This is a genomic window from Microbacterium salitolerans (assembly GCF_019720895.1).
Lineage (GTDB): Bacteria > Actinomycetota > Actinomycetes > Actinomycetales > Microbacteriaceae > Microbacterium.
The window spans coordinates 250,046-261,491 of the sequence record NZ_JAHKSH010000001.1 but is presented as its reverse complement, the minus strand read 5'-3'; the positions used below and the strand labels follow the sequence as shown (position 1 = coordinate 261,491).

General features: G+C 71.2%; 9 protein-coding genes. 5 read left to right on the top strand and 4 right to left on the bottom strand.

The genetic code is table 11. The features are described from left to right. Positions 1–122: 122 nt before the first annotated feature. The 3 genes from KOL93_RS01205 (at position 123) to KOL93_RS01195 (ending at position 4,988) form a co-directional block, all read left to right on the top strand. Positions 123–2,060: a bifunctional metallophosphatase/5'-nucleotidase gene (locus KOL93_RS01205; protein ID WP_221583477.1), complete on the top strand. Its 1,938-nt coding sequence runs from the start codon at positions 123–125 to the stop codon at positions 2,058–2,060. Between the two features lie 260 nt (positions 2,061–2,320). Continuing rightward, a complete protein-coding gene (locus tag KOL93_RS01200; protein WP_221583476.1) occupies positions 2,321–2,800 on the top strand; it encodes a nitroreductase family deazaflavin-dependent oxidoreductase in 480 nt (159 codons plus the stop codon). 172 nt (positions 2,801–2,972) lie between these two features. Then, complete coding sequence (locus KOL93_RS01195) at positions 2,973–4,988, top strand: choice-of-anchor I family protein (RefSeq protein ID WP_221583475.1); 2,016 nt, start codon at positions 2,973–2,975, stop codon at positions 4,986–4,988. Between the two features lie 52 nt (positions 4,989–5,040). On the opposite strand, the gene KOL93_RS01190 is transcribed toward KOL93_RS01195, so the two are convergent. From KOL93_RS01190 to KOL93_RS01175, 4 genes are read right to left on the bottom strand one after another with little or no spacing between them, the layout of a single operon-like run. Next, positions 5,041–6,486 (bottom strand): aldehyde dehydrogenase family protein, encoded by a 1,446-nt coding sequence (locus KOL93_RS01190; RefSeq protein ID WP_221583474.1) that lies wholly within the window; start codon positions 6,484–6,486, stop codon positions 5,041–5,043. A 40-nt stretch (positions 6,487–6,526) separates the two neighbouring features. Further along, positions 6,527–7,915 (bottom strand): cytochrome b/b6 domain-containing protein, encoded by a 1,389-nt coding sequence (locus KOL93_RS01185; protein ID WP_221583473.1) that lies wholly within the window; start codon positions 7,913–7,915, stop codon positions 6,527–6,529. Beyond that, a complete protein-coding gene (locus tag KOL93_RS01180) occupies positions 7,912–8,895 on the bottom strand; it encodes an electron transfer flavoprotein subunit alpha/FixB family protein (protein ID WP_221583472.1) in 984 nt (327 codons plus the stop codon). The genes KOL93_RS01185 and KOL93_RS01180 overlap by 4 nt, the downstream gene beginning before the upstream one ends. Next, a complete protein-coding gene (locus KOL93_RS01175) occupies positions 8,892–9,683 on the bottom strand; it encodes an electron transfer flavoprotein subunit beta/FixA family protein (protein ID WP_221583471.1) in 792 nt (263 codons plus the stop codon). Before KOL93_RS01175 ends, KOL93_RS01180 begins: the two co-directional genes overlap by 4 nt. 215 nt (positions 9,684–9,898) lie before the next feature. On the opposite strand from KOL93_RS01175, the gene KOL93_RS01170 reads away from it, so the two are divergent. After that, positions 9,899–10,804 (top strand): cytochrome b/b6 domain-containing protein, encoded by a 906-nt coding sequence (locus KOL93_RS01170; RefSeq protein WP_308291503.1) that lies wholly within the window; start codon positions 9,899–9,901, stop codon positions 10,802–10,804. A gap of 40 nt (positions 10,805–10,844) precedes the next feature. Continuing rightward, complete coding sequence (locus tag KOL93_RS01165; RefSeq protein WP_221583470.1) at positions 10,845–11,375, top strand: GNAT family N-acetyltransferase; 531 nt, start codon at positions 10,845–10,847, stop codon at positions 11,373–11,375. Positions 11,376–11,446: the final 71 nt, after the last annotated feature.

The window sequence follows — 11,446 nt, the reverse complement described above, 5'->3', positions numbered from 1 at the left end:
GCCGCGTTCACGCGTCGTTCACGAACAGGTCTGGTGCCGGGAAACCTCCTGCCGATAGAACTGAGCTGTATGCCCCGCCACCCGAGCGAGGCGGATCCCGAGTCACACAGCAAAGGACTTCCATGCGTTCATCACTAAAGCGCGGCCTCGGCGCCGGCACCGCCTTCGCGGTCGCCGGCTCGCTGCTGCTCCTCCCTCAGGCGGCCACGGCGGCCGCCGCCGAGGACACGAAAGACATCCAGATCCTCGGGATCAACGACTTCCACGGCCGCATCGAGGCCGATGCGTATGGCGGGCTCGCCGGCGCCGCCGGCCTCGTCGGCGCGGTGCGCCAGTTCGAGTCGGAGAACCCGAACACGCTGTTCGTCTCGTCGGGCGACAACATCGGCGCCTCGACCTTCACGTCCTTCATCCAGCAGGACGAGCCGACGATGGAGGCGCTCGCCCTCGGCGGCCTCGACGTCAGCGTGGTCGGGAACCACGAGTTCGACAAGGGCTTCGCGGATCTCACCGACCGCGTGATCCCGTTCTATCAGCAGTTCAACGCCGAGTACGACGGCTACGGCAACGACCTCGCGCTCGGCGCGAACGTCTACCACGCGGGCACGACGGATCCTGCCCTGCAGGAGTACGCGATCCGCGAGGTCGACGGGGTGACGATCGGCTTCATCGGCACGATCACCGCCGACACCGAGACGCTCGTGTCGCCGGCCGGCATCGAGATGCTCGACTTCGGTGACCAGGTCGAGGCCGTGAACCGCGTCGCCGGGGCGATCGACGACCAGGTCGACGTCACCGTCGTCCTCAGCCACTCCGGAGCCGCGACGAGCGGCGACGACGCGGCCACCTGCGACCAGATCGCGAACGAGCAGACCGACTTCGGTGCGCTGGTGCGCGAGGCCTCGCCCGCCGTCGACGCGATCTTCTCGGGTCACACGCACCAGGGCTACCCGTGCGAGATCGACGGTCGCCCCGTCCTCCAGGGCAACGACTACGGCTCCACACTCGCGAAGCTCGACATCCAGGTCGACGCCGCGACGAGCGAGCTGCTCTCGATCGGCGGATCCCTCGTCCCGCTCGCCGACGAGGAGGGCGCGCCCGCGTTCCCGATCGCCGAGGACATCCAGGCCGTCGTCGACGACGCCGTCGCCTTCGCCGAGGTGCAGGGCAACGAGCCGGTCGGCGCGATCAGCGACGACATCCTCCGCGGCGGGGAGACCCCCGGGGATGACCGCGGCGTCGAGTCGACCGGCGGCAACACCATCGCCGACATCTACCTGTGGTCGACGACCGAGTACGCCAACTACGGCGGCGAGCCCGCCGACATCGCGATCATGAACCCCGGCGGCATCCGCGACGACCTGCTCTACGCGTCGAGCGATGTCGGCGAGGGCGACGGCGTCGTCACGTATGCGGAGGCCGCGGCCGTGCAGCCCTTCGCCAACACGCTCACCACGAGCGAGCTGACGGGCGCCGACATCAAGCAGATGCTCGAGGAGCAGTGGCAGCCCGGCGCCGAGCGCGAGAAGCTGCACCTCGGCATCTCGGAGGGCTTCTCCTACGAGTACGTCGAGGACGCCGCGCAGGGCGAGCACATCATGTCGATGACGCTGAACGGCGAGGACCTCGTCCTCGACCAGACGTACACCGTCACGACGAACTCGTTCGTCGCGTCCGGCGGCGACGGCTTCACGGCCTTCAACAACGCCCCCTACCGCGACACGGGCCTCATCGACCTCGAGGCCACCGTCGACTTCTTCGCGACGCAGGATGTCGTGGATCCCTCACCCCTCGGCCGTGCGGTCGTCTACGAGGCGCCGGCACCCGAGCCCACGCCCGAGCCGACCGAGGAGCCGACGCCGGAGCCCACCGAGCAGCCGACCGCCGAGCCGACGCCGGAGCCCACGGAGGAGCCCTCGCCCGAGCCCGCTCCCACCGAGGAGCCCGGCGACGACGAGCTCGCCGCCACCGGCGGAGAGCTGCCGTGGGGCCTCGGCCTCGCCGCCGCCGCGCTGATCGCCGCGGGCCTCCTGCTCCGCGGTCGCCTCCAGAAGGCATAGCCCGCACCCGCCGAGGCCCCCTCCCGTGTCGACGGGGTGGGGCCTCGGCGCTGTCCGCTCGCCTCCTCGGGAGGGCCGCAGGGGTGCGGATCCGCCCCGAGACGCGGACGATTCGCCGAACTGTCCCGATTCAGGACAGAAGAGCCAGCGCGCCGGCGCATCGTCAGCGCCTCACGGAGTTCGGATCTTCCACCCCTCCGTTGACCAGTGCGCGGCGCCGCGCTACGTTGCGGCGTACGGCATACGACGTCAGGGGCGGAATGCGACGCGGGATCCTCATCGCACTGGGCACGATCACCGTGGTCGTCGCGCTTCCCGTCCTCGCGCTGATCGTGGTCCTGCGCACCAAGTGGGAGCCGGGCGTGACCTTCGTGCGGCACCTCGGTCGCGACCGATTCAACGTCGCGGCCATGCGCACGGCCGGGCAGCCCGGATCCACGGCGCAGGTGATCCGCACCGTCGGGCGCCGGTCGGGCACGCCGTACCGCACGCCCATCGGCGCCCAGCGCACCCCCTCGGGGTGGATCGTCACGCTGCCCTACGGGTCATCGCCCGACTGGCTGAAGAATCTCCGCGCTGCGGGATCGGCGGAGCTCGAAGTCGACGGCGAGGTCCGCCTCGTCACGAACCCGCGCCTCGTGTCCCGCGCCGAGGTCGCGGACCTCCTGAGCCCCGGAAACCGCATCGTCGCCCGCATCTTCGGCGCCGACGAGTTCCTTCTCCTCGACGACGCGGCGTGAGCGACCGTGTGCTTCGTCATCCTGTGAAGTGTGATCCGCAGCGCCGTGCTCTCGGCCCTGCGCACGCACTCGGCCGAGGAGGGCGGTCCACAGAGAGCCGTCGCACGGCACAGCCCCACGAGTTCACGCTGAGTTCACCCGCAGACCACCTCCGCCCCCTAGACCGGAGGGCATGTCCCGAATCCCCCGCTTTCTCACTGCGACGGGTGCCGCCTGCGCGCTCGTCCTCTCGCCCGCCGTCGCATTCGCGGCGCAGCCGGGCGACATCGACCCCATCTACGACGCCGTCGACGACGCCCCGTTCGACCTGACGGTGACCGGCACCTTCGAGACGGGGATCTACGACGAGGGCGCGAGCGAGATCGTCCAGGCCCACGGCGACCGGCTGTTCTCGGTGAACGCGGCCGCAGGATCCGTGTCGGTGCTCGACATGTCCGATCCGACGGCCATGACCGAGCTGTTCCGGATCGCGGGCGACGGCGTCGCGAACTCGGTCGCCGTGCGCGACGACGGCCTCGGCGTCGTCGCGCTCGAGAACGCCGACGACAAGACGGCTCCCGGATCCCTGCTGTTCTTCGATGCGAACGCGGACGAGCCGGCCGTGCTCGGAACCGTCGAGGCGGGATCCCTGCCCGACATGGTCACATTCTCGCCCGACGGCGCGTACGCGGTCGTCGCGAACGAGGGCGAGCCCGCCGACGACTTCTCGAGCGACCCGGAGGGATCCATCGGCGTCGTCGCGCTTCCGGCAGGCGTCGCCGCGCCCGCGCAGGACGACATGCGGATCGCGGACTTCCACGCGTTCGAGGGCGTCGAGCTCGACGACAGCGTGCGCGACGCGTTCGGTCCGATCCGGAACGAGGAGCTCCCCCGGTCGACGAACTGGGAGCCCGAGTACATCTCGGTCGTCGGCGGCACGGCGTACGCCGTCCTGCAGGAGGCGAACGCCGTCGCGACGGTCGACCTCGCGACCGCCGAGGTCACCGACGTGTGGGGCCTCGGCTTCCAGAACTGGGGCGAGGTGGCGCTGGATCCGTCGGATCGCGACCCGGAGGACGCCCCCGAGATCAACCTGGCCACCTACCCGGGCCTGTACGGCATGCCGATGCCCGACGGGATCCAGTCGTACGAGGTGGGCGGCGAGACGTACCTCGTCACCGCGAACGAGGGCGATGCGCGCGAGTGGGGCGACTACGTCGAGCCGGCGCGCGTGAAGGACCTGGCGGATCCGGAGGAGGCGCCGGCCTCGCAGGGCCCGCTGTGCGAGAACCTCGCCGCCTACGAGGACGACGCGGCGCTCGGCCGCCTCGAAGTCTCGACGGCGATGGGCTTCGACGAGCAGCAGGGCTGCTACAGCGAGCTCTACGCCTACGGTGCGCGCTCGTTCTCCATCTACACGACGAGCGGCGAGCGCGTGTTCGATTCGGGCTCGGAGTTCGAGGAGCTGACGGCGCGCCTCAGCGAGTCGACGGACCTCGTCTTCAACTCGGGCCACGACAACAACGAGCTCGAGAACCGCAGCGACGCGAAGGGCGTCGAGCCGGAGAATCTCACCATCGGCGAGGTCGACGGCCGCACGTACGCGTTCATCGGGTTCGAGCGCCTGTCGGGCGTCGTCGTGTACGACATCACCGACCCCGCGGCGCCGTCGTATGTCGAGTTCCTCAGCAACCGCGAGTTCGACACGAACCTCGGCGACGAGTACGAGGCGCTCGAGGAGAGCGGCGCGAGCGCGGAGGAGCTCGCCGCACTCGTCAGCCAGGTCGGCGACCTGGGTCCCGAGGGGCTCGACTTCATCCCGGCCGACGCGTCGCCCTCGGGCGTGCCGATGATCGTCGTCGGCAACGAGGTGACGGGATCCACCACCCTCTACGAGCTCGACGGCGCACCGGTCGCGGAGCCCACGCCCGCGCCGACCCCCGAGCCGACCGCCACCCCTGAGCCGACGCCCACCCCGGACCCGACGCCGGAGCCCGCCCCGACGGCGGAGCCGACGCCCGGGCCCACTGAGGCCCCGACGGAGGAGCCCAGCGAGGAACCCTCGGCATCGCCCGAGCCCGCACCGGCCCCCGACGACGCGGAGGACGACGAACTCGCTGCGACGGGCGGCGAGGCCGCCTGGGGCATCGCGCTCCTCGGCGCCGCACTGGTCGCCGCGGGCCTCGTCGCCCGCACCCGCCGCGCGTAGGCCGCGCGGCGCGAGACCCCGACCCGTCCACGCGGGGCGGGGTCTCGCCCCGTCAGAACGGGTACTGCTGGATCCGGCTCTGCATCGTGATCCACTGCGTCTCGGTGAACGTGTCGATGCTGGCCTGCGGGCCGCCGAAGCGCCCGCCGACGCCCGACGCCTTCACGCCGCCGAAGGGGACGACGGCCTCGTCGTCGACCGTCGCGTCGTTGATGTGCACGGCGCCCGACTCGATCCGGTCGCACAGCTCGTATGCCGCGTAGGGGTTCGAGGTGAGGATCGAGACCGACAGCCCGTACTCACTCGCGTTGATGATGTCGATCGCCTCGTCGACGTCGTCGTAGACGTGGATCGGGGCGACGGGGCCGAAGATCTCCTCGGTCCACGCCGGGTTGTCGGTCGCGACATCGGTGAGCACCGTCGGGCGGTAGTAGAGCCCGTCGTGCCCGCCGCCCGCGGCCAGCGTCGCGCCGCTCTCGATCGCCCTGTCGACGACACCCGCGACGCGGTCGAGCTGATGCTCGTCGATGATCGGGCCGAGCGGCGCGCCCTCGGCCGGATCTCCGACGGGGATGCCCGCGGCCTTCTCGGCGAGCGCCGCCGCGTACTCGTCGGCGAGCGCGCGCGGCACGAGGTGCCGCCCCGTCGTCATGCAGATCTGGCCCTGGTGGAGGAAAGAGCCCCACGCGCCGACCGTCGCGGCGGCTCGGACGTCGGCGTCGGGCAGCACGAGCTGCGCGTTGTTGCCGCCGAGCTCGAGGTGCACGCGCTTGAGGAGCGGCGCGGCGGCCTCGCCGATCTTCCGGCCCGCGGCCGTGGATCCGGTGAACGAGATGCAGGGAACACCCGGGTGCGCGACGAGCGCGCCGCCGAGCTCGCCGCCACCGGGCAGGACGTGCAGGACGCCCTCGGGAAGGCCTGCCTCCTCGAGGAGCTGCGCGAGCGCGAGCCCACCCGAGACGGAGGTGCGGGGGTCCGGCTTGAGGATCACGGCGTTGCCGAGCGCGAGCGCCGGCGCGACGGAGCGCATCGACAGGATCGCCGGGAAGTTGAACGGCGAGATCACGCCGACGACGCCGAGCGGCACACGCCGGGCGATCGACGTGCGCTTCTTCACGCTGCGCAGCATCTCGCCGTAGGGGTGGCTCGCGACGGCAGCGGCCTCCTGCAGCTCGCTCGTGACGAGGCCGACCTCGAAGGCCGCCTTGCCCTGCCCGGACCCGGCTTCGGGGACGAGGACGCCCGCGAGCCGCTCGGGATCCTGCTCGAGCAGCTGCGCCGCCTTCAGCATGACGCCGGCGCGCGCCGCGTAGGGCGCGGCGGCCCACTCGCGCTGAGCCGCTGTCGCCGAGGCGACCGCGCGATCGAGGTCGTCGGGCGTCGCAGCGCCGACGGCCCCGAGCCGGGTGCCGGACCCGGGAGCCACCACGGCGATCGGATCCCCGGATCCCGCGCGCCAGCCATCGGAGAAGATCTTCTCGTTCCACACAGACGTCATCGTCGGCCTTCCTTACGTGGTCGTGATCGTGGTCGTGGTCTCAGCGCGAGCTCACGGACCCGAAGAGCCGGGCGATCGGCGCGAGGACCAGCGGGCGAGCCGCAATCCACGCGATGACGATCACCGCGATCGAGACCGCGAAGACGCCGAACCCCACCCAGTTCACCACGTCCTGGCCCGCGTACATGTGGTTGAGGTTCCGCAGTGCCCCGGTGGCGAACACGAGCGCCACGTGCCCGATGATGAACGCCACGAAGAAGAACATCACCGGGAGGTGGATCGCACGCGCCAGCTCGACCGGATACACGCGGTTCAGCGCCGCCGCCTTCTGCGGCCAGATGCCGCTCATCCGCACGCCCGTGATCGCCGCCAGCGGCGCGGCGAGGAACACAACCGCGAAGTACGTCAGCTGCTGCAGCGAGTTGTAGTTCACCCAGCCGTTCTCGACCGGCCAGTCCAGCGAGACGTACTGCAGGGCCGCCGAGAGGGCGTTGGGGAACACGTCCCAGCTGGTGGGCACGATGCGCGCCCAGTGCCCGGTGAGGAACAGCAGGATGACGAAGGCGACGCCGTTGAGGATCCAGAGGACGTCGAGCGACTGATGGAACCACAGGGTGATGCTGATCTTGCGGTCGAGTCGCCACCTTGGAGACCAGTGCGCCGGAGGCTTCGCCTGGTGGCGCACCTGGAGGCCCGAGCGGATGATCAGCACGATCAGGAACGCGTTGAAGAAGTGCGCCCAGCTCACCCAGGGCGGGAATCCCGCCTCCGTCCCCTCGGGCAGGGGATACTCGCCGGGATAGGCCTCGAGGAAGCCCTGCCCGACGGTCGTGGAGAGGATCCCGCGCACGACGAACACGGCGATCGCACCGAGGATCACGAGTGCCGCGGCGCCCAGCAGACCCCCGATCACGCGCGGCCAGCGGACGGGATCCTCCGCGGTCCAGTTGCCGCGGTTGCGCGCCGCGGCGCCGGGGAAGACGACCTGCCGGCCGCGCAGCGGTGCGGCCTCGACAGCTGCTTCGGAACTCGCGGCGGGATCGGACACGGGCGCGTCCGTCACGACGCGGGCGGCTTCCGCGGACGGGGGCGCATCCGCGGGGGCGAACTCTGCGAGCGGCCAGGGATCCCCGCCCGGCACGCGCGGCAGTCCGCGACGCAGCGGGATCCCGCTCCCGGCCGGCGCCCCCGCGGATGCGCCCGATGCCGCGCTGCCCGCGTCCGGGCTGGACGTCGCCGTCGCAGCGGTGACGTCGGCCCCTCTTCTCGGCACGGCACCCGCCGCGACAGGCTGCGCCGGTGCGGCCGTCGCGTGCTCCTTCGGCGGGATGTCCGTCGCGACGACGGCAGCCTCCCCGTCCGCTTCGCCCGGCAGCGGAGGCCACGGATCCCCGCCCGGCACGCGCGGCAGCCCCTGGCGGATCCTCACCTGCGCTCCCCGAGCGCCTCGAGCAGCTGCGGCACGACCCGGAAGACGTCGCCCACGACGCCGTAGTCGGCGATGTCGAAGATGGGCGCCTCGCCGTCCTTGTTGATCGCGACGATCGTCCCCGCGGTCTGCATGCCGGCGCGGTGCTGGATCGCCCCGGAGATGCCGAGCGCGATGTACAGGTCGGGCGACACCTGCACGCCCGTCTGCCCGACCTGGTGCGCGTGCGGGACGTACCCGGCGTCGACGGCGGCGCGCGAGGCGCCGACGGCCGCGCCGAGACGGTCGGCGAGCTGCTCGACGAGCGCGAACTGCTCAGCGGATCCGAGCCCACGTCCGCCGGACACGACGACCTTCGCGCCGCGCAGGTCGGGACGCTCGGACGTCGTCTCGACCTGATGGACATCGACGATCGTCGCACCGCGGAGCTCGGACGGTGCGAGGTCGAGCCGGTCCACGACGACGGGCTGCGGCGCGGCCGTGACGTCGATGGCCCCCTGGCGCACCGTGATGACGGGGGCGGCGAAGGTCGATGACGACGCGGACGTGAACGCCCCGCCGTACACGGAGTGATGGGCGACGACGCCCATGTCGTCACGCGAGAGGGAGACCGCGTCGACGGCGACCGCCCGGCGCGCGCGCACGGCGAAGCGCGCGGCGATGTCGCGGCCGTCGACGGAGTGGGCCGCGAGCACGGCGTCGGGGTCGACGAGCTCGGCGGCCGCGACGAGCGCATCGACCACCGGAGCGACGAGCTCGGACGCGACACGGTCGCTCTCGACGACGACGGTGCGTGCGGCGCCGAGCTGCGCGGCGCGCTCCGCGAGGCCGCTCCCGTCGCCGGGAGCGGCGACGATCAGGCCGACGGGCGTGCCCACAGCGGCGGCGCCCGACAGCAGCTCCCCGGCGCTCGCGGACAGCTCGCCCCCGGGCGAGACCTCGAGGAGGACCAGGAGGGAATCCGACGCGAACTCGCTCATCGTCCCGCTCCTCGCACCAGCTTGTTCGACGTCAGGTACTCGGCGAGCTTCGTGCCGCCGTCGCCGTCGTCGACGATCTTCACGCCCGCGACGCGCGGCGGCCGCTCTGCTACCGCCGTCATGATCGAGCGCGGCGCCGACAGGTCGTCGGCGGCGATGTCGAGGTCTGCGAGCGTCCAGGTGTCGAAGGGCTTCTTCTTGGCCGCCATGATGCCCTTCACATTCGGGAAGCGCGCGTCGGGGAGCGCCTCCGTGATCGAGATCACCGCGGGCAGAGGCGCGGACAGCGCCAGCGAGCCGCCGTCGGTCGTGCGCGTGCCCGACACCTCGTCCGCCGTGAGGGCGACCTCGTCGAGGCTCGTCAGATGCGGGGCACCCAGGTGCTCGGCGAGCATCGCCGGGATCACGCCGCCCACCCCATCGGTCGACTGGTCGCCGGCGACGACGAGGTCGAAGGCCTCGCGGCGGATCGCGGCGGCCAGCACCTCGGCCGTGAGCGTGAGGTCGGCCCCCCTGAGACCCTCGTCGGCGATGTGCACGGCACGGTCGGCGCCCATCGCGAGGCTCTTGCGGATCCGCGTCACCGCCGACTCCGGCGACATCGACATCACGGCGACCTCGGCATCGTCCACCTCCGCCGCCAGCGTGAGCGCCAGCTCGACGGAGCGCTCGCCGATCTCGTCGAGCACGGGCTCGGACGCCCCGCGCTCCGCGAGCCCCGTCTCGAGGTTCAGGGTGCGTGCGCCGTAGGTGTCCGGGACCTCCTTGACCAGAACGATGATCCGCATCGATCAGCTTCCTCTCCCTGTCGCGGCGTTGCGACACGTGGCCGGGCATCGAATCGCCCTACCTCCAGCGTGCCACCTCGGTGATCGATCCGTAACCGAAACGGACGAAATGTCTGCGGGCGACGACCCCGGGCCGGACCCGCCCGTGGCGCACACGCGTCACACCGGGTCACAGTTCCCGCCGTTCGCTCGACCGCTCCGGTAAGAATGTCCGAGTGACAGAAACGCGACCCCGCCCCACATGGATCCAGGTCTTCCTGGGACTGTTCGGGGTCGCCGCGCTCGTCCTCGCCGCGTGGTGCACGGTGTTCGTGGTACGCGGGCTGCTCTCGACGGATCCGCTCGAGGCGTTCGTCACGCGATTCCCGGGTGCCGCGCCGCTCCCCGCGGACACCGCGGAGGGGATCCCCGCGTTCGTCTCGTGGACCCACTTCCTCAACGCCTTCTTCCTCGTGCTGATCATCCGCACGGGGATCCGCGTGCGCACCGAGAAGCGCGCGGGCGGACTGTGGACGTCGAACCGCGTCAAGAAGCGCCGCATGTCGCTCGCCCTGTGGGGGCACCTCGCCGTCGACGTGCTGTGGCTCGCGAACGGCCTCGTGTTCGTCGTGCTGCTGTTCGCCTCCGGGCACTGGGTCCGCATCGTGCCGACGAGCTGGGAGGTGTTTCCGAACGCCCTGTCGACGCTCGTCCAGTACGTCTCGCTCGACTGGCCCACCGAGGACAGCTGGGTGAACTACAACGCCCTGCAGCAGCTGAGCTACTGCGCGATCGTGTTCGTCGCCGCACCCCTCGCGGCCGTCACCGGGTACCGCCTCAGCGCCTTCTGGCCGCAGAAGTGGTCGTGGTTCTCCGAGCACACGGCGAAGCGCATCCACTTCCCCACCATGCTCTTCTTCGTCGCGTTCGTGATCACGCACGTCGGGCTCGTCTTCGCGACGGGCGCGCTGCGCAACCTCGGGCACATGTACGCCGGCACCGACGAGGTGAGCTGGACCGGATTCTGGATCTTCGCCGCCACCGTCGTGCTCATGGTCATCGGATGGCGCGCTGCCCGCCGCGACGACTGGATCGCGAAGCCGGCCGCCTGGACCGGGTCCGTCCGCATGATGAAGCGGTAGGGCTTCGCGCGGTGAGGCGGGGCGCGCGTATCGTGTCCGCATGCCCCGTCTTGTCGCGCCCGATGCGCGTTTCCATGGCTCGTTCATCGACTCCCACAGCGAGTGGGCGGGAGCGATGCAGGACGGAACCGGCCTGCACGACGCGGCAGACGACATCCTCCCCGCGGATGGCTTCGCGCGCTGGGTCGATTCGCTCAACGCACAGGAGCACACGCCCCGCACCCCGGGCCACGTCACCTGCACGTACCGATGGATCGTGGAGGACGACACCTACCTCGGCGCGATCTCGTTCCGGCATGACCTCACCGACTACCTCGAGAACTTCGGCGGCCACATCGGCTACGGCGTGCGCCCGTCCGCGCGGCGGCGGGGCCTCGCGAACTGGGCGCTCGGCCAGACCATCGAACTCGCCCGTGAACGTGCGTACCCGCGCGTGCTCGTGTGCTGCGTGGACGGCAACGAGGCATCAGCGCGCACTATCGTCGGACAAGGAGGGGTGCTCGACGACATGCGCACCGACAGCCGAGGTGTGGTGTTCCGTCGGTACTGGATCCCCGTGACTCCCGCGTGAGCGGCACCGCCCGAAGCACGCGAGGTGCCGGAACGACGTGAGGACGACTCTTCGCCGATCATCCCGCTGAC

Coding starts and splice junctions, on each gene's coding strand:
- KOL93_RS01195 (WP_221583475.1), top strand. CDS start 2,973: ATGTCCCGAATCCCCCGCTTTCTCACTGCGACGGGTGCCGCCTGCGCG.
- KOL93_RS01165 (WP_221583470.1), top strand. CDS start 10,845: ATGCCCCGTCTTGTCGCGCCCGATGCGCGTTTCCATGGCTCGTTCATC.
- KOL93_RS01190 (WP_221583474.1), bottom strand. CDS start 6,486: ATGACGTCTGTGTGGAACGAGAAGATCTTCTCCGATGGCTGGCGCGCG.
- KOL93_RS01205 (WP_221583477.1), top strand. CDS start 123: ATGCGTTCATCACTAAAGCGCGGCCTCGGCGCCGGCACCGCCTTCGCG.
- KOL93_RS01175 (WP_221583471.1), bottom strand. CDS start 9,683: ATGCGGATCATCGTTCTGGTCAAGGAGGTCCCGGACACCTACGGCGCA.
- KOL93_RS01200 (WP_221583476.1), top strand. CDS start 2,321: ATGCGACGCGGGATCCTCATCGCACTGGGCACGATCACCGTGGTCGTC.
- KOL93_RS01180 (WP_221583472.1), bottom strand. CDS start 8,895: ATGAGCGAGTTCGCGTCGGATTCCCTCCTGGTCCTCCTCGAGGTCTCG.